Source organism: Mesorhizobium sp. M0106, from assembly GCF_040322715.1.
In the GTDB taxonomy this organism is placed as follows: Bacteria; Pseudomonadota; Alphaproteobacteria; order Rhizobiales; family Rhizobiaceae; genus Mesorhizobium.
In genome coordinates this window covers 17,458-39,080 of record NZ_JAMYUA010000041.1, presented here as the reverse complement: position 1 = coordinate 39,080, position 21,623 = coordinate 17,458, and the positions used below count along the sequence as shown (strand labels likewise).

At 62.7% G+C, this 21,623-nt stretch carries 22 protein-coding genes; 3 read left to right on the top strand and 19 right to left on the bottom strand.

Annotated elements, in window-relative coordinates; genetic code table 11:
* Positions 1-33 precede the first annotated feature (33 nt).
* The 8 genes from NKJ55_RS28235 to NKJ55_RS28200 all read right to left on the bottom strand — a co-directional run bounded on the left by NKJ55_RS28235 (position 34) and on the right by NKJ55_RS28200 (position 8,755).
* A complete protein-coding gene (locus tag NKJ55_RS28235) occupies positions 34-972 on the bottom strand; it encodes a sugar ABC transporter substrate-binding protein (RefSeq protein ID WP_352452734.1) in 939 nt (312 codons plus the stop codon).
* A 37-nt stretch (positions 973-1,009) separates the two neighbouring features.
* A complete protein-coding gene (locus NKJ55_RS28230) occupies positions 1,010-1,924 on the bottom strand; it encodes a sugar phosphate isomerase/epimerase family protein (protein ID WP_352452733.1) in 915 nt (304 codons plus the stop codon).
* 26 nt (positions 1,925-1,950) lie between these two features.
* Positions 1,951-3,039 (bottom strand): Gfo/Idh/MocA family protein, encoded by a 1,089-nt coding sequence (locus NKJ55_RS28225; RefSeq protein ID WP_352452746.1) that lies wholly within the window; start codon positions 3,037-3,039, stop codon positions 1,951-1,953.
* Between the two features lie 50 nt (positions 3,040-3,089).
* A complete protein-coding gene (locus NKJ55_RS28220) occupies positions 3,090-4,151 on the bottom strand; it encodes an ABC transporter ATP-binding protein (RefSeq protein WP_352452732.1) in 1,062 nt (353 codons plus the stop codon).
* A 4-nt stretch (positions 4,152-4,155) separates the two neighbouring features.
* Positions 4,156-5,247 carry an ABC transporter ATP-binding protein gene (locus tag NKJ55_RS28215; protein ID WP_352452731.1) on the bottom strand — a complete coding sequence of 364 codons (1,092 nt, stop codon included), beginning with the start codon at positions 5,245-5,247 and terminating at the stop codon, positions 4,156-4,158.
* The gene (locus NKJ55_RS28210; protein WP_352452730.1) at positions 5,247-6,206 is read right to left on the bottom strand and encodes a carbohydrate ABC transporter permease; all 960 of its coding nucleotides are present in this window, start codon (positions 6,204-6,206) and stop codon (positions 5,247-5,249) included. Before NKJ55_RS28210 ends, NKJ55_RS28215 begins: the two co-directional genes overlap by 1 nt.
* Positions 6,203-7,063 (bottom strand): carbohydrate ABC transporter permease, encoded by an 861-nt coding sequence (locus tag NKJ55_RS28205; protein WP_254820511.1) that lies wholly within the window; start codon positions 7,061-7,063, stop codon positions 6,203-6,205. The genes NKJ55_RS28210 and NKJ55_RS28205 overlap by 4 nt, the downstream gene beginning before the upstream one ends.
* A 78-nt stretch (positions 7,064-7,141) precedes the next feature.
* The gene (locus NKJ55_RS28200; RefSeq protein ID WP_352452729.1) at positions 7,142-8,755 is read right to left on the bottom strand and encodes an extracellular solute-binding protein; all 1,614 of its coding nucleotides are present in this window, start codon (positions 8,753-8,755) and stop codon (positions 7,142-7,144) included.
* A 372-nt stretch (positions 8,756-9,127) separates the two neighbouring features.
* Between NKJ55_RS28200 and NKJ55_RS28195 the strand changes: the two genes are divergently transcribed.
* Positions 9,128-10,159: a LacI family DNA-binding transcriptional regulator gene (locus NKJ55_RS28195; protein WP_352452728.1), complete on the top strand. Its 1,032-nt coding sequence runs from the start codon at positions 9,128-9,130 to the stop codon at positions 10,157-10,159.
* Positions 10,160-10,542: 383 nt separating this feature from the next.
* Here the strand turns inward: NKJ55_RS28195 and NKJ55_RS28190 are convergent, their stop codons facing one another.
* The 10 genes from NKJ55_RS28190 to NKJ55_RS28145 form a co-directional block, all read right to left on the bottom strand.
* The gene (locus NKJ55_RS28190; RefSeq protein WP_352452727.1) at positions 10,543-10,965 is read right to left on the bottom strand and encodes an aconitase X swivel domain-containing protein; all 423 of its coding nucleotides are present in this window, start codon (positions 10,963-10,965) and stop codon (positions 10,543-10,545) included.
* Positions 10,962-12,212, bottom strand: coding sequence for an aconitase X (locus tag NKJ55_RS28185; RefSeq protein ID WP_352452726.1), 1,251 nt, complete (start codon positions 12,210-12,212; stop codon positions 10,962-10,964). The genes NKJ55_RS28190 and NKJ55_RS28185 overlap by 4 nt, the downstream gene beginning before the upstream one ends.
* Before the next feature lie 80 nt (positions 12,213-12,292).
* Positions 12,293-13,360: an ABC transporter ATP-binding protein gene (locus tag NKJ55_RS28180; RefSeq protein ID WP_352452725.1), complete on the bottom strand. Its 1,068-nt coding sequence runs from the start codon at positions 13,358-13,360 to the stop codon at positions 12,293-12,295.
* A complete protein-coding gene (locus NKJ55_RS28175; protein ID WP_352452724.1) occupies positions 13,360-14,148 on the bottom strand; it encodes an ABC transporter permease in 789 nt (262 codons plus the stop codon). Before NKJ55_RS28175 ends, NKJ55_RS28180 begins: the two co-directional genes overlap by 1 nt.
* Positions 14,148-15,017 (bottom strand): ABC transporter permease, encoded by an 870-nt coding sequence (locus NKJ55_RS28170; protein ID WP_352452723.1) that lies wholly within the window; start codon positions 15,015-15,017, stop codon positions 14,148-14,150. Before NKJ55_RS28170 ends, NKJ55_RS28175 begins: the two co-directional genes overlap by 1 nt.
* A gap of 68 nt (positions 15,018-15,085) precedes the next feature.
* Complete coding sequence (locus NKJ55_RS28165) at positions 15,086-16,147, bottom strand: ABC transporter substrate-binding protein (RefSeq protein WP_352452722.1); 1,062 nt, start codon at positions 16,145-16,147, stop codon at positions 15,086-15,088.
* Positions 16,148-16,200: 53 nt separating this feature from the next.
* Positions 16,201-17,175: a PfkB family carbohydrate kinase gene (locus tag NKJ55_RS28160; protein ID WP_352452721.1), complete on the bottom strand. Its 975-nt coding sequence runs from the start codon at positions 17,173-17,175 to the stop codon at positions 16,201-16,203.
* Positions 17,172-18,212 carry an ADP-ribosylglycohydrolase family protein gene (locus NKJ55_RS28155; RefSeq protein ID WP_352452720.1) on the bottom strand — a complete coding sequence of 347 codons (1,041 nt, stop codon included), beginning with the start codon at positions 18,210-18,212 and terminating at the stop codon, positions 17,172-17,174. The genes NKJ55_RS28160 and NKJ55_RS28155 overlap by 4 nt, the downstream gene beginning before the upstream one ends.
* Before the next feature lie 3 nt (positions 18,213-18,215).
* Positions 18,216-18,941: a GntR family transcriptional regulator gene (locus NKJ55_RS28150; protein ID WP_352452745.1), complete on the bottom strand. Its 726-nt coding sequence runs from the start codon at positions 18,939-18,941 to the stop codon at positions 18,216-18,218.
* 167 nt (positions 18,942-19,108) lie between these two features.
* Positions 19,109-19,363: a hypothetical protein gene (locus NKJ55_RS28145; RefSeq protein WP_352452719.1), complete on the bottom strand. Its 255-nt coding sequence runs from the start codon at positions 19,361-19,363 to the stop codon at positions 19,109-19,111.
* 275 nt (positions 19,364-19,638) lie between these two features.
* Here NKJ55_RS28145 and NKJ55_RS28140 point away from each other — a divergent pair, with 275 nt between their 5' ends.
* Positions 19,639-19,971, top strand: coding sequence for a hypothetical protein (locus NKJ55_RS28140; protein WP_352452718.1), 333 nt, complete (start codon positions 19,639-19,641; stop codon positions 19,969-19,971).
* A 144-nt stretch (positions 19,972-20,115) separates the two neighbouring features.
* Here the strand turns inward: NKJ55_RS28140 and NKJ55_RS28135 are convergent, their stop codons facing one another.
* On the bottom strand, positions 20,116-20,790 hold the full coding sequence (locus tag NKJ55_RS28135; RefSeq protein WP_352452744.1) for a hypothetical protein: 675 nt from the start codon (positions 20,788-20,790) through the stop codon (positions 20,116-20,118).
* 447 nt (positions 20,791-21,237) lie between these two features.
* Here NKJ55_RS28135 and NKJ55_RS28130 point away from each other — a divergent pair, with 447 nt between their 5' ends.
* The gene (locus NKJ55_RS28130; protein WP_352452717.1) at positions 21,238-21,537 is read left to right on the top strand and encodes a hypothetical protein; all 300 of its coding nucleotides are present in this window, start codon (positions 21,238-21,240) and stop codon (positions 21,535-21,537) included.
* Positions 21,538-21,623: the final 86 nt, after the last annotated feature.

Below are 21,623 nucleotides of genomic sequence, written 5' to 3'. Positions count from 1 at the left end.
GCCCGCCGCCTGCGCGGCGAGCGTCAGTTCCAATCACTTGTTGTAGAGTTTCAGGATCGGTTCGACGCTCGACGCGTCGTAGAGGCTGAACGTGTGGATGTCGTAGCCGATCGGTTCGCCAGCGGCGGCCAACCCGAGCAGCGCCACCGGCATGAAGCCCTGCGCTGACGGGAACTGCCAGGCAGCCGCGTTGATGAAGCCGGACTTCACTGACTCGGCCGTTTCCTTCGAATTGCCCCAGCCGACGACCGGGATTTTGCCGGCCGGCACGCCGGCGCCGTCGAACACCCGCTTGACGCTGGCCGCGACGGAATCGCCGAGCGCGATGATCGCCGGCGGGTTGTTGGCGACCATGTAGTCGGTCATCTTGGCGATGATGCCGGCCGGATCGGTGCCGCAATCGACCACATCATATTTGATGCCGAGCGGATCGAAGACGCTGGCGATGCCTTCGGTCTCGAGCTGCTGGTAGCTGGCGCCCGGCACTTCGACCGGCAGGAACACTTTGTCGCCCTGCTTCACCATCTTGTGGTCGACCAGATATTTCGCCCAGATGACACCGGCCTCCTTGAGGTCGGCGCCGACATAGGCCTGCCGGCCGGTTGCCGGATCGTCGGTGTTGAAGAACACGATCGGGATACCGGCCGCCTTGGCTGCCTTGACCTCCTCGGTCCACAGGCCGGGCTGCGCCGAGGTCGTGGCGATGCCGTCCGGCTTGGCGGCAAGTGCGGAGTTGAAAGCCTCCTTCTGCGCCGCCATGTCGCCACCGCTGAACGAGATCTTGCAGGTCACCTTGAGCTGGTCGCAGGCCTTGGTGGCGCCGGCATTCCAGTCGATCCAGAAGGCATCCGATGGGCCGCCATGCGACAGCAGGTAGAACGTCTTCTGGGCGTCCTGTGCCAGCGCCGAGGCCATGGTCACGCCGGCGAGAACGGTCGCCGCGGCCGCGATTTTCAACGCGAATTTCAACATTTCTCTTCCTCCCTTGTTTCGTAGCCGAACCGCGTCATCACAGTCCGTTGGCGCGGAATTTCCCGTCGAGGAATTTCTTGGCGCGCGGCACGTCGTCTTCCGAAAGATGCTCGATGATGACCGGGATGTTCGGGTGCTTTTCGGCCAGCCGCTTGAGATAGAGGTCGTAGTTCAGCGAACCGAGACCGGGCGCCGGCAGCTCGATCTCGCCGACGCCGCGGAAAGTGTGGCTCTCCAGCGCGTCCTCGTCGCCGATGTCGGCGTGCTTCTCCGACTTGTCGCCGCCGGAGCGTTTGACGTCCTTGGCGTGGGCTATCTTGATCTTGTCGGTCAGCGTGTCGAACACCTGGTTCAGGATCTGGTCCATCCTGTCGATGTTGTGCGTTTCGAAATAGTTGGTCGGGTCCATCAGCAGGCCGAGGCCTGGGTGGTCGACCTGCGCGAACATCCTCACCGTCTCTTCGACCGAGCCGACGACATTGTTGACATAGGTTTCGAGCAGGAAGACCGCGCCGTGGTCATAGGCGGTCTGGGCAAGGTCGGCGATGACCTTGCGGCATTCCGCAAAACCTTCCTCGGTCTTGTTCTTCGGGTGATGCACCCAGTCGGAGTCGGTGTTGTAGGTACCGGTTTCCGAGATCACGTAAGGGGTGCCGAAATGGCGTGCGTTGCGGATGATCTCCTTCAAATAGCCGACGCGCCGCTCGCGCTCGCCCAGGTCCGGATGGATGATGTTGGTATAGCCCGATACACAGCAGATCGGCAGATTGTGGTCGCGGAACGTATCGCGGACAGTCTTGGCCTTGTCCCTAGTGATCTGTCCGGCGGAAAGGTCGATATCCCTGAAATGCAGGTCGAGCTGCACGGTGTTGAAATCGAGCGCCCGGATCTTCTGCGCGGTCTCCTTGAGGCCATACGGGAAATAACCCGTGAAAATACCTGCCTGCATCATGGTGTGAAGTCCTCCCTGTAAGTGATTCAGTCAGTTGATATTTCGGAAAGTTTGACTGTCCGGCCCTTGTCGATCGAACGATAGCCGGCTTCGACTAGCGCCATAGTCTTGACGTTGTCGGCGACCGACAGCGCCGGCGGCTCGCCCGTCTTGACCGCGTGCTGGAGCTGCTCCATGACGCCGATAAAAGCATGCGGGAACCACATCGTGTCCCAGCTGGGTGTCACCCATTCACCACCGGTGGTCTCGGTCGAGGCATAGGTCAGCGTCGAGGCAGCGCCAGTCGGCCAGCCGATGGTACCCTTGGCGACGCCCTTGGTGCCGTCGACGCGCCAATTGATGTGCTGGTCGTCCTTGTAGCCCTCCTGGCGCGGCCCGGACCAGACATCCTCCAGCGATACGGCGAGCACGCCGGACGGGAACTTGATCGTCGACACGGTGATGCCGTCCGAATGGTCGAAGCGGGTGCGCGGGTCCTTGCGGGTCAGGGTGGTGATCTCCAGGGGATCGCCGAACAGGAAGCGCAATACGTCGAGATGGTGGACGCTCATATTGGCGAGCGTCAGCCGGTCATAGTCCTCGAGGAAGCTCTGCCAGTGCGGGATCGCATGCATGTCGATCTGGGCGAAAACGATGTCGCCGAGCGCGCCGCTGTCGATGATCTGCTTCAAGACGCGCATCGACTGGTCGTAACGCATGTTCTGGTTGACCGAGAGGATCTTGTCGGCCTTGGCCGCCTCGTCGCGGAGTTTGACGGCCTCTTCAAGGGACAGCGCCAATGGCTTCTGCGCCAGGATCGCCTTGATATGTGCTTGCTTCAGCGCATGGCGGATCAGCGCCGGCTGCTGGTCGGGCGGAAAGGCAAGGTCGATGATCTCGACGTTCTTGTCCTCGATGAGCTGTTCCGGCGTGTCGTGGACGGTTGGGATATCCCAGCGTTTGGCGACCTTCTCGGCGCTGGCCTTGGTCCGCGAGGCAATCGCCACCACGGGGAAACCGGCTTCCTTATAGGCGGCAAGGTGACATTCGGCCATGATCATGCCGGCGCCGACGCAGCCGATCCTGTATTCCCTGGTACGGACTTCAACGTCCGGCTCGAAGCCGTTGCCCACCATTTCTTGGCTTGCCATATGTTCCTCCCGAAGCTCGTTCCTTGCAGCCGCCGTCATCGTGCCAGCGCTCCCCCGCTCTGTCCGAAATAATGCACCCTGCCCGGCTCGCAGGATATCGCCACCATCGCGTCCGGCCTGATGTCTGGCTGGCCGCGCAACAGCGCCCGCAGACGCGCCTGCCCGGCGGCGAGCGTCACAACGGTGTAGCCGCCGAGCGGCTCGACCTCGAACACTCGCGCCGGGCGGCCCGCGCCCCCCTCCGACCAGGCCTTGACCTTGATGTCTTCCGGCCTGAGTCCAATTTCCACGGCATCGGCCGGGGCGCCGGCATCCGCGATGCGGACTGTGCCTTCCGCCGCCTCTACGCCTTCCGCGCCGTGCACCGACTTCAATATGTTCATCATCGGCGACCCGAGCAGCCGCGCCACATAGGTGCTGGCCGGCCGGTCATAGATCTCGGCCGGCGCGCCGATCTGCCTGATCTTGCCGTTCTCCAGAATGGCCATTCGGTCGGCGACCGACATCGCTTCTTCCTGGTCGTGCGTGACATAGATCAGCGTCTTGCCGAGCTCGCGCTGGATGCGCTTCAGCTCGACCCGCGTTTCCTCGCGCAGCCGGGCGTCGAGCGCCGAAATCGGGTCGTCCATCAGATAGGCGGCGGGATCCCGTACCAGCGCACGGGCGATCGCCACGCGCTGCCGCTCGCCGCCTGAAAGCTGTGCCGGCGGCTTGTGCAGGATATGGCCGATATGCAGTTTGGCCGCGACGTCGGCGACGCGCTTTTCGATCTCGGCTTCGGCGACCCGGCGTTCGACCAGCGGAAAGCGGATGTTGGCGCGCGCGCTCATATGCGGAAACAGCGCCAAATTCTGGAACACCATGGCGACGTTGCGGTCGGCCGGCGACACTGTGTTCACCGGCTTTCCGCCGATCAGGATCTCGCCCACATCGGGCGTTTCCAGCCCGAGCACCAGACGGAGTATCGTCGACTTGCCCGACAGCGGCGGGCCGAAGAAGCAGAAGAACTCATTGTCGTTGACAGTGAACGAGGCGTCGTCGACGGCGAGCGTGTTGCCGTAGCGTTTGGTCACATTACGGAAAACGATATCGGCCATGGTCTCAGCCCGCTCTCAAGGCAAGGCCGGTGGCGGCGTCGAAGACGCGCACCGCCTCCACCGCAGGTGCGACGACGGTTGTCTGCCCGATTGCCAGCCCGACATCATTGTCGAACACCGCCTTCACCGCAGTCTCGCCGTCGCCAAGGTGGATGATGGTGCGCGCGCCGATCCGCTCGACGAAACTCACCGGCATCGACAAGCCACGGCCGTCTTCAGCCAGCGTCACCTGCTCCGGTCGAAAGCCATAAAACACCTCGCCGCGCATCCTGCGTACGGCATCGGCGATCTCGACCGGCAGAGGCGGCGTCGCCCCCAGCGGGCCGAGATCGACGACCAGGCCACGGTCGCTTTCCGCCGGCCAGCCCTTAAGCAGGTTCATGCCCGGCGCGCCGATGAAGCGGGCGACGAAGACATTGGCCGGATCGTTGTAGACTTCCAGTGGCGTCCCGACCTGCTGCAGCACGCCATGGTCCATCACCGCGATGCGGTCGGCCATCGTCATCGCTTCGAGCTGGTCGTGGGTGACATAGACCATGGTCTGCCGGAACTGCCGCTGCAGCTGCTTCAGTTCGGTCCGCATCACCGCCCGGAAGGCGGCATCGACATTGGAAAGCGGCTCGTCGAGCAGGAAGATCGCCGGCTCCATGATCGCCGAACGGCCGATCGCCACCCGCTGCAGTATGTTTACCGACAGCCTGTCCGCCTTGCGGTCGAGCAGCGGCGTCAGTTGCAGCATCTCGGCAATGGCGCCGACACGGCGGTCGATCTCGGCCTTTGGTGCGCCGCGCATTTTCGGCCCGTAGGCGAGGTTCTGCCGCACGCTCATATGAGTGAAGATCGCATAGTTCTGGAAGACGAAGCCGACGCCGCGCCGCCCCATCGGCACGCCGGCCATGTCGCGCTCGCCGAACAGGATCTTGCCGCTGGTCGGCTCTTCCATGCCGGCGATCATGTTCATCGTCGTCGACTTGCCGCAGCCGGACGGCCCCAGCAGCGCCATGAACTCGCCATCGGCAATGGCCAGATCCATCGTCTTCAGCGCGGTGAAATCGCCAAATTTCTTGACCAGGTTCTGCAGATGGATGGTGCTCATCAGGCCGCCACCTCGCGTACCCGAGCCATGCGTTTCATGGCAAACACCGCGGCGATGGACAGCACGATCAATATGGCCAGCGCGATTGCCGCCACATAGCCCCAGATCAGGTCCTGGGTGGTGAGCTTGTAGATGTAAACGGAGATGGTTTCGGTAGCGACGCCAGGACCGCCGCCGGTCATGATGTAGAGCGTGTCGAAGATCTTGAAGTTCTCGATCACCCTGATCGCCAGCGCGATGATGATGATCGTCTTCATCTTCGGCAGCACGATGGTGATGAATCGCTGCCAAGGGTTGGCACCGAGCAGCGTCGCCGCCTTGATCTGGTCCTCAGGCACGCCGACCAGGCCGGCAAGGAGGATCAGGAACATCAGCGGCGTCCACTGCCAGATGTCGGCGACCATGACGGCGATGAGTGCCAGCGTCGGGTCCGACAGCCAGGCAATGGTGACGGGAACGCCTGAGATCGCCGACAGGATGTCGTTGACCGGGCCGCCTGACTGAAACAGCATGAAGAACATGTAGCCGGCCACCGCCGGCACCACCATCATCGGCATCAAGAGGATCGAGTAGAAGATCCGTTTGCCGGGGAACTCGTCGGCAAACAGCGTCGCGAGCGCCAGCCCGAGCAGGAACTCCGCCGGCACGCAGACGATCATGACGATGGCCGTGCGCTTCAGCGCACTCCAGAAGCGCGCATCGGCGGCAAGGTCGGTGTAGTTGGCGAAACTGTTCCACATCGACCAGGCGTTCCACCAGCCGGTGCCCGACAGCGGCGACCAGTCGGTCAGGCTGATGTAGAGCTGCATCAGGAGCGGGAAGACGGCGATGAACAGCACCAGGATCTGCGCCGGCAGCGTCAGCCGGAATCCGAGCTTTGCGCCCTCGTCCGGCAGCACCGACGCCGCTTTGGAGGCTTGCATGTCGCCCTCCGAAATCGTCGCAGTCACCGTGCTCATTGCTTGAGCGCCCCGAAGGTCAGCCCGCGCACCAGATGGCGCTGGATGGCGATGCCCATGATGACAGGCGGCACTGCGGCTATCAGGCCGAGCGCCGCCTTGGCGCCGTAGAGTTGGCCGGTCATCGAGGAGGACAGCGAGGCCATGTAGACAGGGACCGTCACCCATTCGCGCGTCGTCAGAAGCAGCGCAATCAGATAGTCCGACCAGTTGAGGATGAAGACGAACAGCGCGGCACTGGCCAGCGGCGCGCGCATCATCGGCAGCGTGATGCGCGTGAAGACGCGCCACCGCGAACAGCCCTCGACCAGTGCCGCCTCCTCGATCTCGCGCGGCATGTCGTCGAAGAAGGTCTTCATCAGCCAGAAGGCGAAAGGCAGCGTGACGATGCCGTAGATCAACGACAGCCCCCACCAGCTGTCGGTGAAGTTGAGGAAGGCCCACATGATCATCACCGGGGTCATGACCGCCATCGGCGGAAACAGGCGAAGCTGGATCAGCGCCAGCGGCAGGTTCTGGCCCGAGCCGAAGCGCGACAGACCGTAGGCCGCCGCGGTGCCCGCCGACATGGCGATTGCCGTACCGAATGTGGCCGACAGCAGCGACGACAGGATCGGCTTCAAAGCTGTGCGGTCGAGGGCGACGATCAGATTGTTGGTCGACTCACCGAAGACGAAGCGGAAATTGCTGAGTGTCGGGTTCTTCGGCCACCATGTCAGGTCGGCGCCGGTCGCCGACCATTCGGCGATCGGCTTGAACGCCATCGACACCATCCACAGGATCGGCACCAGCGTCACCGCCATCGCCGCAAGGATCGCGGCATAGCGGAATATCTCGAAAGGAACTGAACGCTTCATCTTGCGGCTTTGCTGGGTCCTTCGTTGCCGAGGGGAAGAGCGACCGCTCCTCCCCTTCTTGGTAGGATCCTGGAAGGATCAGGCGATCGGATCGAGGACGGTCGGCCAGGCCTCCTTGTTGGTCTTGATGGCTTCGAGAAGCTTCTCCTCGCCGGTGCGGCGGGCAATCTTCTTCCACTCGGCCTCGGTGTCGGCCATCGCCTGCTCGGCTGTCTTGGCCTTGGTCAGCGCGGCGACGAGGTTCTCGTCCAGCGCGTTGTGGAAGGCGGTGGCGCCGGGGTAGTTGATGGTGGGCACGGTGCGCGCGACCGTCTCGCGCACCACGTCCATGTGGTAGGCGTGATAGGTTTGGCGAACCAGCGGATCCGAGAAATCCGATAGCCGGAACGGATCGAAGTAGCCGCCCGGATTGGCAGTCATCCAGGCGTAGATGCGGCTTGAGCCCAGCCACTGCAGGAACAGGTAGCAGGCCTCCGGATTCTTGGCTTGCGAGGACACCGACGCCGATAGATTGAGCCATAGCACCGACCGGCTGACCAGCTTGCCGTCGATTTCGCGGCCGGGCGGCAGCATCGAGCCGATCTTGCCGGTGACAGCTGAATCCTTGTTGCCGGCATTGTCGAGGAATTTCGGCAGATTGGAGAAGGCGCAGGTCATGGCCGCGCCGCCCTTGGCGAAATTGCCGTACTGCTCCGGCCAGCCCCAGGAGATCGCATCCGGCGAATGGTGCGAAAGCGAAGCAATGTACTCGCTGGTCGCCGCGATACCTTGCTCCGAATTGATCAGCGGCTTGCCGGCATCGTCGAACAAGAACTGATTGGGCGAAGCCATTGAGACATAACGCTGATACCAGTTGGTGTAGCCCCAGCCCTGGTTGCGCAGATCGGTCGAGCCGAACAGGCCCTTGTCCGGGCGCTGGAAGAAAGCCGCGATCTCGTCATGCTGCTTCCATGTCTTCGGCGCCGCCAGTTCATAACCGTATTTGTCGGAGAAGGCCTTCTTCTCGTTTGCGTCGCCGAACAGATCGGTGCGGTAGACCCATGTCTGGAAGTCGCCATCCAGCGACACGCCATAGGTCGAGCCGCGATACTGGTTGAGCAGCGAGACGCCCTTGGCGCCGTCGACATAGCCGCGCTCGGGATCGTCCCATTCCGGCTTGTATTGCGCGACGAAGTCGTCGAGCTTGAGGATGCCGCCGGTTTCGGCGAGGTCGCCAAGGCGGTTCCATTCGACCGCGTAGATGTCATACGCCCCACCCTTGGTGGAGATGTCTTGCATCGTCTTGGTGAATTCCTGGCCGTTTGGCACACCGACGATTTCCAACGGAATGCCGGTTTCCTTCTCCCAGAGATCCTTGATCGACGGCGCGCCGGCCGGAAACGGCTGGGTTAGCTGGCCGATCGAGCCGTCGGACAGGCCAAGCACGATCTTGGCCGGCGCCTTGCCGGCGCCCTTCATCGCCTTGGCCGCCTCGATGGCGCGGCCCTCCGGCGTGTCGGCGCCATATTGATAGCGTTCCGAGCCGTCGAAGCCCGTCGGGCCACCGATCATGCCGGGCGCAAGGGCATCGGCCGCATAGGCACGGCTCGGGCGAATGAATTTCGGTGCGATACCCGCGGCAGCAACAAGGACTGCCGCCTTTCCACCGGACGCCAGCAAACGGCGCCGCGACACGCGGATCAAATTCGACATTGGAACTCCTCCCTCAGGGCCTTGTTCCTCCACGGCCCTTATGATGGATATTGACGTCACTATACGAAGCCTGTCAACATCATAAATAATCAATACACCTCATAACATCTCATGGGAGGGGAAGGATGGCGTTTATCAAGGCTCTCACACTGAAGCCGGTGCTTGAATTTGAGGGAGCCCGGCTGCCCACCTCCCCGCTTTGGTCTGTTTGGGCATTTTGGTGTAGCGCAGCGGCTTGCGCATCGGCCAAGGCCGGTTACATCATTTCCCATCAGAATCGCGGACGGCGATGAAGCCGCTCTCCGACGGCGGACCCATGAAATGCGTGATCTCGATGCGCCCTTGGCGCATTTTGGAATGAGGTGATCGACAGTGCGGTCCACCCTGACAGACATAGCCCGGGAGGCCGGCGTTTCGGCCGCCACGGTCGACCGTGTGCTCAACAACCGCGCCGGGGTTCGGGCGCGCACCCGCGAGGTCGTGCTCGAAACGGCACAGCGGCTTGGCTATATCGCTGAAAATTCGAACAATCCGAACCAGCGCAACGCGGTTACTGGCGAGGTCATACGGCTGGATTTCGCCCTGCCCGCCGGCACCAATTCCTTCATCAAGATGCTGCACCGCCAGATCGAGGCGCAGGCGCAGGCGCGGCCGGACCTCGACGTCCGCGTCGCTACCATCGAAGGCTTCAATCCGGACCGGCTTGCGCGTCTGCTGCAGGAACTGCACGGGCAGACGCAAGGCGTCGGCGTGATCGCGCTCGACCATCCGACGGTCCGCGAGGCGATCCGCTCGCTTTCGGCCAGCGGCGTCAAGGTCGTCACCATCGCTTCCGACATCCTGCATGTGCCGAGGGTTGCCTATATCGGCATCGACAACCGCGCCGCCGGCCGGCTCGCCGGCTACCTTCTCAACCGCTTCATGGGTGCCGGGCGTCCGGGCAAGGTCGCGCTGTTCGCCGGTTCGCTCTCCTATCGCGGCCACGAGGAGCGCGAGATGGGCTTCCGCCACATACTGGCGGAAGAATCGCCCAATCTGCAGATCGTCGAGATGCGCGAAATGCTCGACGATCGGGAAAAGGCCTATTCGGAGGCTTCCGCCCTGCTGGATCGGCACCCGGACCTGGCCGCCATCTACAATGTCGGCGCCGGCAACACCGGCATCGCCCGCGCACTCAAGGAGCGCGGGCGCGCGCTGTCGACGGTCTTTCTCGGCCATGAGGTGACGGAAGGCACCAAGGAGCTTCTGCTCGACGGCACGCTCGACGCGGTCATCGACCAGAACCCGCGCGTCGAAGCCCGTGAAGCGCTCAACACCTTGACCCATGCGGTCAGGGGCTTGCCTTACGAATTGCACCAGCCAAGGCTGCAGGTGATCTTCAGGGAAAGCATTCCGGAGATCTGAACGGAGGGCCGAAGCCGATCATAGATGCGCCGCCCAATACCAACAGCGCCTTCGTCTCCGCCGCCGGCGACGACCGTCTCGCCGGCCAGCGCCTTGAACCCGCAAGACGGCGCAAGGACAGACAGCGCCAGCGGCAGCATAACCGCCATGCTGCCCGATCGAAACCAGCGCATCTGCCCGCTATCACGGCCGACCATGCCATTTCGCTCCTGTGGGTAAGGTTGGTCGCATGGCCGGCCGGTTCGGCATTCGGCCGGTTCGCGGCGGAAGCGACTGCCGCCAGGACGGTGCGCGAACACTGGCGCGGCACGATGGCGCTCGGCCGCAACGAAACACTGGCCGCAGTCTATTGGCGGCGGGGCGCGGCAGGACTGATGGCCGGCTTAGATCGTGCTCACCGTCGCTTGCGCATCTTCGCCCAGACCGATTGCGATCCGGTCGCCGGAGACAATGCCTGACATGTCGCAGACAACCAGCGGCATGCTGATTTCGTAGAGGAATTCGGCAACGATGGCGCCGACGGCAAGGATCGGGTCCGGCCGCTCCAGGATAATGCCGGCCGGCGCCGTGCCTCTGCGGATCGCTTCGGCCAGAACCGAAGACGAGGACGACGACCCTCGCCCGCTCGGCATCACCAGGATCTTGCCGGCGATATTGCCGCCCAGGTCCGGATGCGAATGGTCGATGATGTCGCCCGTTTCGACGTCGATCCCGCCCCAGAAGCTGAGCGCCTGCGAAAGCACCAGCGCTGGGCCTTGTGCCGAGCCGGAAAGGTGGAATGTACCGGTTCTGGCCGGCGCCTTCATGGCGCGCCTCGCACGACGCGGCCGGCCGCAGCCGAGCGGATGCAGTCTTCCATGTCACCGAAGGCCACCGAGACACCGATATTGCCAGGTGCGTAATGCGCCCATTTGCCCGAATTGGTCATCACCACGCCATCGAGACGCTCGAGGATCGACGTGACATAGGTGCAGGTGTCGGTGACCGGAACGAGGCCGAAGGCTTCCATGCCGGCCAGTGCGCCTTCCTCCTGCAGCCGCGTCAGCGTCGCGCGCCCTGTGTTGACATAGATTGGGACACCCTTGCCTGGACCGACTTCGCGCAGCAGCGGCAACAGGCGCATCCACTCGTCATAGGAGAAATGCGGCGTGCCTAACGACACGGCTGCAAGCTGCACGCCGTCGGGGACGCTCGACAGCCTGGCCAGCGCACGGTGGATGTCAGCGCGAGAGATCCGGATTTTTTCCTCCGGCGCCAGGCCGTGCAACGCCTCATCCGGCGTCTTCGCCTCCGGCGTGATGCCGACGGCATGAAACAGCGCCACGGCACCCGTCGTTGCCGCCGCCGCCCCCAGCGCCTTCAATTGGTCCTCGTCGCGCGGCTGCGGCAGGCCCGATATCACCGGAATGCGGTCGCCACTCCTTTGCCCGACGATCAGCCCGACGCCGACAAACAGAGCGTCGGTAGGCTCTAAGGCAGCGTCGGTCAGCTCGAACAGAATCTGGCCACGCCGGTTTTCGATCAGATGCAGCCCCCATGCCGGCGCGAGCCCGGTCATTGCGCAGCACAAATCGATAAAATCGCCATAGCGGTTGGTCCGCGCGCCGATCACCGAATTGGCAAATACGATGGCGTTGGATTCACCCCAGGCGATCTGCTCGCCAAACCTTGGCCGGAACCGGGTCTGATAGGGTGCGCAGGTGAAGGTCGGCTGGCAGCCGAGTTCCAGATGCGCCTTCATCAGGCGTCGCGCCGGCGTTTCTTGCGACACCGGCATCTTCACCAACCCGGGATGGATGAGGTCGAACGAACCGACATTCAGCGTCGTCGGCACCCGAACGCGGCCGCCGCCCTCGATCAGCCTTTCGACGAAATCGAGGCTGGCCTGGCCGTGATAGAGGCAGCCGTCGATATGGGCACCGGCAATGTCCAGCAACTTGCGCGCCCCGACCGCCTTCGAAAAGGCAATCAGGATCTTCATGGCGGCAGCGGCTGCCGAGCCTTGCTCGCCATGCAGCATCGACTGGTCGCCGGCATTCAATTCAAGGGGCATCGAGTATTCCGCTTCGGAGTTTGCCCAACCATGCTTTCCCCGACTGCGGGGCGTCTGGCAAGACTGAAGGATTGAATCTGCTAGCTCGCGGCGATCAGCACCGTACTCTCCAGCGACCAGCGCAGCACCACCTCTTGTCCTTCCGCCAGCTTTTCGATGCCGGTGTTCTGCACGATGACCTTGATTGTCTGGCCATCGCGATCGACAAAATACGTGCTGTTGTTGCCGGCGAAGATACGCTTGGAGACCCGCCCCGTGAGCATGTTGGCATGGGCTCGGTCCGGAACGCCGGCATTGGTGGCGATGCGGATTCGTTCGGGCCGCACGGCGCAGCTCGCCTTCATGCCGGCGACAAGCGTAGCCCCCGCGCCTGCGGCAATCCCCGTTCCGTCAGGCAGTCGGATGCCGTTGCCCGTGCTGTCGCCGCGAAGGATGTTGGCGTCGCCCAGGAAAGTGGCGGCAAACTCGCTCTTCGGCCGATCGTAGATCTCCTCGGGCGAGCCTTCCTGCACCAGCTTGCCATCGCGCAGAATGCCGATGCGGTCGCTCATCGTCAGCGCTTCTTCCTGGTCGTGGGTGACGAAGATGGTGGTGATGCCGATCTCGCGCTGGATGCGCTTGAGCTCGATCTGCATGTCGACGCGCAGCGCCTTGTCCAGCGCGCCGAGTGGCTCGTCAAGCAACAGCACGCGCGGCCGGATGACGATCGCGCGAGCGAGCGCAACCCGTTGGCGCTGGCCGCCGGACAGCTGGTGCGGCCGGCGGCCGCCGAGCCTGCCGAGTTGCACGAGATCGAGTGCGCGCTGTACCTCGCTGGCAATCACCGCCTTGGGCTCGCCGCGCACCGACAGGCCGAAGGCGACATTGCCGGCAACGCTCATATTGGGAAACAGGGCGTAGTTCTGGAACACCATGCCGATGCGCCGTTTTTCGACCGGCACCCGCTCGACGCTCTCACCACCTATGGTGATGCGGCCGGAATCGGGAAAGTCGAAGCCCGCGATTTGTCGCAGCAGCGTGGTCTTGCCGCTGCCTGACGGCCCGAGCAGGGCATAGAAGCCGCCATCGGCGAAATCGATGGAGACATCGTCCAGCGCCTTATGGGCACCGAAAGCGCGCGACACGTTCGCTACTTGGACGCCAGCCATTACTTCTCTCCGCCGAATTTGAAGAAGCGCGCCGTCAGCAGCATCAGTGCCATCGACACGACAATGATGATCGTCGAGACCGCATTGATCTCGGGTGTGAATCCCTTGCGGATCGCGGCGTAGATTTCGACCGGCAGCGTCGTCTGGCCGGGCGTCGACAGGAAGTAGGATACGACGAACTGGTCGAAGGACACGGCGAAGGCGAACAGCCCGCCGGCAATGACGCCCGGCATGATCCAGGGCAGCGTGACGCGGTTCGTCACCTGCCACTGATTGGCGCCGAGCGAGCGCGCCGCCTCTTCCAACTCGGGCGCGAAGGTCTGCAGTCGGGCCGACACGACGACAATGACGTAGGGCAGCGCAAGCGCGACGTGCCCAAGCAGGATGGCGAACAGGCCGCGCCCAATGCCGACGCCGAAGAAGAAGATCAGCATCGCCGTGCCGGTAATCAGCCACGGAATGGCGATTGGCGGAAACAGCAGCGCCTGCAGGAATTTCTTGCCGCGAAACTCATAACGGTAGAGCGCCAGTGACGCCGCCGAGCCAAGCACCACGCAAATGATGGTGGTGATGACAGCGATCTCGAGGCTGTTCCAGGTTGCTGAGATGAGCTGGTCGTTCTGCCACAGCGAAGCATACCATTCCGTCGTCCATTCGAACGGCAGCTGGTAGAAGGGCGAAACGTTGAAAGACATTAGAGCCATGATGATGATGGGCACATAGAGGAAGGCAAGCAATAGCCAGATGTAGAGGCGGCCGAGCCATTCGAGGACCCGTGTCGTCGCCATCACGTAGCCCTCCTCAGCACCGGCGAGGCAACCGCCAGGATGACCAGCACGACGGCCAGCAGGATGAAGGAGAGCGCAGCACCCAGCGGCCAGTTGAACACGGCGACGAACTGGTCCTCGATGACAGTGCCATAAAAGGTGCCGATACGGCCGCCAAGGATGCGCGGCTCCATGAACGAGCCAACGACCGGGACGAAGATGAGGGCTGCGCCCGCCACTAGCCCCGGCATCGACAGCGGAATGATGACCCGCTTCAGCACCTGCAGCCGCGAGGCGCCGAGCGAGCGCCCGGCCTCGATCAGCGAGTCATCGATGGCCTGCAGGGTCAAGTAGCAGGTCAGCACCATGTAAGGCACGTAGGAGTGCACCAGCCCGATGATGACAGCCGGATAAGAATACATCAGGTCGATGTTGATCTTGAACGGCAGCACGGCGTTGAGCGCGGTGTCGAGAATGCCTCCTTCACGCAGCACCATCGCCCAGGAGAAGATGCGCACCAGCCCGTTCGACCAGAACGGCAGGATGACGAGCAGGAAAATCGCCTCTCGGCTGCGGCCTTTCAGCACCTTGGCCAGCACATAAGCGGCGGGATAACCGATGACGATGCACCACAGCGTCACCTCGAGGCCGAGGCGCAGCGAGGCCAAAAGCAATGTCAGATAAAGGCTTTGTGAAAAGAAGGCGGCATAGTTTTCAAGCGTGAATGCCCACGGCTTTCCCGACAGCGGCAGGTCGGTCATGAAGGAGAAGAAGACCATGGCTGAGAGCGGCAGGAAGATCGCAACCGTCAGCCAGAGATAGGCAGGCGCCAGCAGCGGCAAGGCCGATCTCAATCCGCTGCGCGACGCGGCCGCAACCTGTGCTGCCATGACATCCTCCTCCCAGGATGGGAAAGCATCAGCCGACATGTTTGGTCGGCTGATCCCGGCTTCTGCTGTTACTTCACGTCGACCTTGAGCTGCTGCCAGAGCGACAGATAGGTTTCGCGCTGGGCGTCTGTGATCGGCGCCTGGAACTGAATGCGCTTGGCGACTGCCGGGTCACCCATCACCTTGCGGTTGAACGCATCCCCGGGAAGTGCTTCTACAGCCTTGGTGTTGGCGGATACCGGGGCTCCGACCTTGGTGACCCATTCGACATAGAACTTCGGGTCGATCATGTAGTTGATGAAGGCTTGCGCCCCGGCGACGTTCTTGGAACCAACCGGAATGGAAAAGGCGTCAAGCCAGGCGACGGCACCCTCCTGGGGAATGACCAGCGAGACCGGCAGCTTGAAATGCGTCTTGGCGCGGTCGGCCGAGCCGCTCCAATAGGTGCCGATGTCGATCTGGTTGGAGGCAACCATCTGGTTCCAGTCGTTCTCCGAGCTCCAGAACGTCTTGATCTGCGGCATCAGCGAGGTCAGCTTCGCCTTGACCGCCTCCATGTCCTTGATGTCGTTGATGTTCTGGCCGGTAGCGATGGCGCCGAACTGCACGGCCTCGACGGCATCGTCACGGATGGTAACGCGGCCCTTGTGGGCGGGATCCCACATTTCGGCGATGCTGGTCGGCGGCTTGTCGAATGACTTGTCGTTGATGGCGAGCGCCGTCAGCCCCCAAACCCACGGCACCCCATAGACCTTGCCGTCATGGACAAGCATCGATGATCCGGCCTTGTCCTTGCTGATGTCGGCATAGTTCGGCAGCTTGGACGTGTCGATCGGCTGAATGAGCTTTTCCGCCATCGCCTGATCGTTGAAGGCGGCATTGATCATGACGACATCGTAAAGGCCGGGATTGGTCCTGAGCTTGGTCAGCATTTCCTGTTCGGAATTGAAGAAGTCGTTGACGACCTTGTTGCCGGTTGCCTTTTCGAAGGCGGCTATGGCCCACGGCTCGTCGGCGCCATAGCCCTTCCAGTTGAGTACGTGCACCTCGTCGGCCCTGGCGGCCAGCGTAAGCGCCGAAGCGAAGACAGCGGTTGCCGTCAGAAAAGCAGTCAGTTTGGGCATGCGCATGTTCGTTCCTCTCATTATTGCCCGGTTGGCGGGCTTGTTATCCCATTAGGCTGTCACAAATGGGCCTCTTGCTTCCGGCCATGCACGGTCGTCGGTCGATCGTCATGGCTGAGGAATCGCTGGATCTCCTGGTCGTTCGGCGCCGACGACCCGCCATGGCGGGTGACCGAGAGCGCCGCCGCCGCATTGGCGTAACGCGCCGCTTCGAACGGCGACACGCCGTGCGACAGCGCGCTGACTAAGGCGCCGATATGAGTGTCGCCGGCGCCGTTAGTGTCTACCGCCGCGACCTTGAACCCGGGCACATCCTGGGCGGTGCCGTCGGCCAGCCGCACGAAGCAGCCTTTTGCGCCAGCGCGGACGACAACGCCTGCCGCGTTGGGGCAGTGGCTGGCCAGCAGCCGGGCAGCAATAGCCTCTACATCGCCGGTGCCGGCGATCTCAGCCGCTTCGGCGGCGTTGCAGCTCAGCCAGCTCGTGCGCGCCAGCACCCGGTCGAGAATGGTGCGCGGAATGTCTGAGATGATCGGCGTCGGATCGAAGACTAAAGGAATTTCCGCCGGCAGCACCTCGATCCAGTCGACAAGCGCCTCTCGGCTTCCCGGATAGCTAAGCGTATAGCCGGAGGTGAACACCCAGTCGCCCGGTGCGACCGAGATGAGCGCCATCATGTCAAGGCTGAGCACACTCTCCGCACCAGGCCATGAGACGAAGGTGCGCTCGGCATCGCTCGAGATCATGGCGACGCAATTGCCACTGTCCATAACCGCCGATGGCGGCGTGAGTGTCTCGATTCCCTCACTGGCTAAGGCCGCGCGCAGGAAGTCGCCATTGGGTCCGCTGCCGAGCTGGCCGCCGAACACCACCTTCATGCCGGTGCGGCTGGCCGCGACCATCATGTTGAAGCCGCCGCCGGCGACTTGTGCATAGCTTGACGCGGTCTTCTCCGTGCCCGGTGCCGGCAAGGAATCGATGCGGTAGACATAGTCGACCACCGCGCTGCCGATATGGACGAGACGCCCGCTCATGCTGCCGCATCCTTGCCGGACCTGCTCTTCGCCGCCCGCAGGGCGACCAAGTCGGCGGCGAGCGCGCGCACCCGCCCAATGTCTAGGCCTTTGATCCGGGCGATGTGTTTCTGTGGCAATCGGGAAAAGCCGGTGCAGGCACCGGCCATGCCGGCCGCGATGGCGCCGATCGTGTCGGTGTCGCCACCGAGATTGGCGCTGATGACTGCCGCTTGCCAGGGATCGCCGCCGGCGACTTCCAGCACCGCGAATGCAGCCGGAACGGACTCCTGACTGGCGACGCCGGTGCCGACCAGATCGGTGATCAGCCGGATCGCGTCACTCGTCTCCTTGCCGCGTACGAGCTTCTGCGCCCACCCAATGCGCGCGGCGATGTCACCGCCGGTCACCCAATAGCCGAGCGTTGCCCCGTGCCTCGCCCCGGCGATGGCTCTGTCGGAAGCGGCGCGCCAGTCACCGCCAGCGATGCCGCGACTGATGGCGGCAGCGACCGCTGCGGCCGAAGCGATTGCGATTGACGTGTTGTGCGTCGCCCTGCAAGTTTCGGCCACTTTGCCGACCAATGCGTCAAGCGGCTCTGGCGGCATCATGATGCCGACCGGCGCGATGCGCATGGCTGCACCATTTGTGTCGCCGCTGCGTCCCGCTTCCTCGGTTGGCATACCGTTATTGATCGCGTCGATGGCGCGTTTGGTTGATGGTCCCAGCAGATCGTAGCTGCCGCGCGCCTTGACATCGCGTTCCCAGTCGAGCAGCGCGCTGACCCACCTCGCATGGTCGAACCGGTTACCGGATTCGACCAGGATACGGCCAAGCAGAAGCGCCTGTTCTGTGTCGTCGGTGATCGTCCCGGCCGGGAGTCCCTTCGACACCGGATGGTCGGGGAAAGGAGCAATGAAGTCCTCGACATGACCGTAGAGTTCGGCAATCCGCGCCGGCGACAAAAGCTGCGTCGGCATTCCCAGCGCATCTCCCAGTGCCCCGCCCACAAGCGCTCCCATGGCCCGATCGGTTATGCTCCCGGTGTCGTCCGGCATCTCTCAGAACCTCATATGCAGCGCAAAATGCGCCGGGTTGAGCAGGCTGGTCACATATTCGATCGGCCGGTCATCGGCGGCGCGGGTTAACCGGCGACCACGCAGGAACGGCGTGCCTTGCGGGCAGCCGAGGATTGCGGCATCGTCGGCGTTGAGCATTTCAATGCCGACCCATTCCTCGCCATGGTCGGGAATGAGGCCGGCGCCGCGCAGCGTCTGGTGGAGTGAGCCTTCGCGCAGGCCGCGCAACGGCACGTCCTCCAGTTCGGGTGACAATGGCAGGCGGCTGCGCTCAATGGAGATAGCGTGGCCGTCGCTGGCATTGGTGCGCACCCGATCGACAGCGATGAAAAACGGGTTTTCTATACCAAGCAGTGCGGCAAGATCGGGGTCCTCGATCACCTCGAGCCGCAGCGTCCGCGTCTCGGCATTTGCGCCGGCGTTGGCGAGCGCCCGCGACCAACCGATTGAGTCATCAACGGGCTTGCCATCGAAGGTGACGAAAGAGCCGATGCCGACCTTGGTGGTGATCAGCCCGCGGCTGGACAGTTCCTCGAGGCCCTTGCGAACGGTGTTGCGGCTGACGGAGAAACGCTGGACGAGCTCGTTCTCGCTTTGCAACCGGTCGCCGAAGCCCAGAACACCGGAGCGGATTTCATGTTCAAGAACCGTGGCGATCTGTTCGGGCTTGCCCGTACCGGGAGACGATGGGACCACGCGGCGGACCATAGGCATACCTGTTCATTGCACCTGTATAGTCCTGTGCAATGTATCTGCAACGCCAGCTCTGTCAACCGACCGCGGAGGGCCACACAGATAGACCAAGCTGCTTGATGGTACCCAGAGGCCATGAAGGCCATACGAGGTGCGGCGGGCAAACGGGGTCGCTGGAGATGTCACTGTTCGCTGCTGGAAGACCCCTCGACTGCCCCGTCACCATCTGCAGAATGCGGCAGGATGCCGAAGTCGCGCGACTTGGTCCCATGCGCCGCCGTCAGGAAACCATCGGCTGTGAGGCCTCGCCTCAAAAGTTCCCGTACCGCGGCCGACCGGCTCGGCATGCGCTTGTCGAAGCGCCAGTTCTCCAACGCCGCCAGTTCATCGGCGGTCAGCATGATCTGCAATCGTTCCGGGCGTTCCAGTTCGGACATCTCGGCCTCCAGTCATACCAGCCTAAATGCAGTTGAGTTAGTATGTTCCTAATTTTCTGTATAGTTAGGTACGTGAGCAGAATGCGTCAAGGCCTTCAGATCAGCGAGTCATGCAGAAGTCCGATGAAGCGGAACAAGCATCAAATGGACAATCAACAAAATACGCTAACTATTTGACATAAAACGAGTTTTAAGGAATTTCGCTTGCCAGTCGCGAATCCTGGGCGCATCGTGGAACACGAGGGACAAGCCGCTCCTGAAGGGAAGGTTTTTCCATGCGCTACGGATTTTCGGTTCGCCTGCACGAAGACGTCAGTTCCCGAGTTCGGGCTACATTGCGGTCCGGGATTGCCATCAATCTGACTGCTGTCGCCGAAGCCGCGCGACTGCAGAACCTCGCCGAGAATGTTGCGCGCGAAGACATCGAATGGCTCGTCATGCAAGCAGCCCAGCTCTACGGGGCGGCTATCGAGTTCGACGGCTTCGCGGAAACCGATCTGGCGGAGTTTGCGTGCCCTCAGCTGATGCAAAGCAGCCCCGCCGTGGGCTGGGACGCCTTGGAAGACGGAGCGTCCGCTTCGCCGGATCCTGGCCGTCAAACACACTGAGGCGCGTGCTCGTGTGAGCCCCCGCCATGCTGCCGCCACGTGCTCGGCAAAAAAGCCCGCCGCAATGGCGGGCTTTGGACTGCAGGAGGTTTGGTGGACGAAGGCCTCTCGGCCCGGTCCGACATTTCTTCCGATGTATTCGCCTTAGCGGCGGGCGATCAGCAGGCACAATTGGCGCAGATCGCTGTCGTAAGTGCCTGCGCTGCTGAGCACGTCAACGCAGCGCTTCTTCATCCTGGCCAACTTGTCGCCCGACATGTCGGCAACGACCTGGGGCAAGCTGGGATTGTTGGGATTGCTGGGATTGGACGGGCTGCCCGGGTTGGACGGATTGCTTCCACCACCGATCCCGACACCTGCGCCGACATTGATGCCACTGCCCACCCTGACCCCGGCACCTGCATTAACGCCGCTGCCGATACCTACCCCGGCGCCCGCCGCGATGCCACTGGGACCGCCGATCGTCGCGCCGGCACCGCCGTTGATGCCGCTTCTGCCCCCGACCGACGCGCCGACGCCCGCGGCGATGCCGCTGGAACCGCCAACCGTTGCGCCGGCACCGGCGTTAACGCCGCCGCTGCCGCCCACCGAGGCACCGAGGCCTGCCTTGATGCCGCCGCTGCCGCCAACCGTCGCGCCGGCACCGGTGTTGATGCCGCCGCGACCGCCAACCGTCGCGCCGAGGCCGGCTTTGATGCCGCCGATGGATGTTCCAACACCAACGGCAATTCCGTCCGCGGCATTCACGGGCATCGAGAGCATGAAAATAACTGCGCTGCCTGCCACCGCATCGGTGATTGTTTTGATTATTGTGATCATAACACTCTCCTTGCTGTAGTTGCGCTGAACAGCCCGCGACGCCGCCGCTTGCATACCTACTAATTTGCAAGAAGATAATCGGTTTCTTTGCCGGTCAACTCGCTGGCCCCATGGTATATTTTCAAATAACAGCCGCGTGAAATTTGTAGTGAAATTTTCCGAAAGTTTTACTTTGGGACGGCCTCTACCGATTGAAGCGATGCGAGACTCAGCTGATGGCGCCGCAACAGACGGACGTCGCGACGGTCGGCGGCCAAAAGAAGGCGAATTCCTAATCTGCAACCCACAACATCAAACCTACCTACGGCAATAGAACAATGGACCGAGAAGGTCCGCGCTGCGCGGGTTTGCTTCACCGTGCTGCGTCATTTTTGCCGGAACCTTCCATCACCCGGGTTGCTTTCTCTGTAGTCACCACATGATGATAACCGAACGATGGAGATCAGCATGCTTACGAAAATCGTGACAGCTTCCATACTTGCGGCCGGTCTGGCGACGGCGGCGATGGCCCAGAACGCCGGCTCGGACAACAATGCGCCTGGCAGCGAGAAGAGCATCGTCGTCCAGCCCAAGCCGAACGGTATTGACCCTGGCACGACCAGCAGCACGATGGGTACGACGGGTGCCACGAACTCCAATGCGGATGAAAACTGCCCTGCAACCCCGCAGGGAGCTCAACCCGATGCGTCCAACAAGCCTGCCGGGACGGTTTCACCGACTGTCAACGACAACAATTGCGGTAAGTAGTTAGCCGCGACAATCGGGTTTACAATCGTGGGTGGGCTTACGGCTGCGGGACCGGTTAGGACTGGTCCGTCCAACCGAACCGCGAG

Excerpts from the sequence above, each read along its gene's own strand:
- NKJ55_RS28205 (WP_254820511.1), bottom strand. The coding sequence starts at position 7,063 with ATGAAGCGTTCAGTTCCTTTCGAGATATTCCGCTATGCCGCGATCCTT.
- NKJ55_RS28200 (WP_352452729.1), bottom strand. The coding sequence starts at position 8,755 with ATGTCGAATTTGATCCGCGTGTCGCGGCGCCGTTTGCTGGCGTCCGGT.
- NKJ55_RS28180 (WP_352452725.1), bottom strand. The coding sequence starts at position 13,360 with ATGGCTGGCGTCCAAGTAGCGAACGTGTCGCGCGCTTTCGGTGCCCAT.
- NKJ55_RS28160 (WP_352452721.1), bottom strand. The coding sequence starts at position 17,175 with ATGAGCGGGCGTCTCGTCCATATCGGCAGCGCGGTGGTCGACTATGTC.
- NKJ55_RS28215 (WP_352452731.1), bottom strand. The coding sequence starts at position 5,247 with ATGAGCACCATCCATCTGCAGAACCTGGTCAAGAAATTTGGCGATTTC.
- NKJ55_RS28150 (WP_352452745.1), bottom strand. The coding sequence starts at position 18,941 with ATGGTCCGCCGCGTGGTCCCATCGTCTCCCGGTACGGGCAAGCCCGAA.
- NKJ55_RS28220 (WP_352452732.1), bottom strand. The coding sequence starts at position 4,151 with ATGGCCGATATCGTTTTCCGTAATGTGACCAAACGCTACGGCAACACG.
- NKJ55_RS28190 (WP_352452727.1), bottom strand. The coding sequence starts at position 10,965 with ATGAAGGCGCCGGCCAGAACCGGTACATTCCACCTTTCCGGCTCGGCA.
- NKJ55_RS28235 (WP_352452734.1), bottom strand. The coding sequence starts at position 972 with ATGTTGAAATTCGCGTTGAAAATCGCGGCCGCGGCGACCGTTCTCGCC.
- NKJ55_RS28140 (WP_352452718.1), top strand. The coding sequence starts at position 19,639 with ATGCGCTACGGATTTTCGGTTCGCCTGCACGAAGACGTCAGTTCCCGA.
- NKJ55_RS28135 (WP_352452744.1), bottom strand. The coding sequence starts at position 20,790 with ATGATCACAATAATCAAAACAATCACCGATGCGGTGGCAGGCAGCGCA.
- NKJ55_RS28175 (WP_352452724.1), bottom strand. The coding sequence starts at position 14,148 with ATGGCGACGACACGGGTCCTCGAATGGCTCGGCCGCCTCTACATCTGG.
- NKJ55_RS28210 (WP_352452730.1), bottom strand. The coding sequence starts at position 6,206 with ATGAGCACGGTGACTGCGACGATTTCGGAGGGCGACATGCAAGCCTCC.
- NKJ55_RS28130 (WP_352452717.1), top strand. The coding sequence starts at position 21,238 with ATGCTTACGAAAATCGTGACAGCTTCCATACTTGCGGCCGGTCTGGCG.
- NKJ55_RS28155 (WP_352452720.1), bottom strand. The coding sequence starts at position 18,212 with ATGCCGGACGACACCGGGAGCATAACCGATCGGGCCATGGGAGCGCTT.
- NKJ55_RS28225 (WP_352452746.1), bottom strand. The coding sequence starts at position 3,039 with ATGGTGGGCAACGGCTTCGAGCCGGACGTTGAAGTCCGTACCAGGGAA.
- NKJ55_RS28230 (WP_352452733.1), bottom strand. The coding sequence starts at position 1,924 with ATGATGCAGGCAGGTATTTTCACGGGTTATTTCCCGTATGGCCTCAAG.
- NKJ55_RS28170 (WP_352452723.1), bottom strand. The coding sequence starts at position 15,017 with ATGGCAGCACAGGTTGCGGCCGCGTCGCGCAGCGGATTGAGATCGGCC.
- NKJ55_RS28165 (WP_352452722.1), bottom strand. The coding sequence starts at position 16,147 with ATGCGCATGCCCAAACTGACTGCTTTTCTGACGGCAACCGCTGTCTTC.
- NKJ55_RS28145 (WP_352452719.1), bottom strand. The coding sequence starts at position 19,363 with ATGTCCGAACTGGAACGCCCGGAACGATTGCAGATCATGCTGACCGCC.
- NKJ55_RS28185 (WP_352452726.1), bottom strand. The coding sequence starts at position 12,212 with ATGCCCCTTGAATTGAATGCCGGCGACCAGTCGATGCTGCATGGCGAG.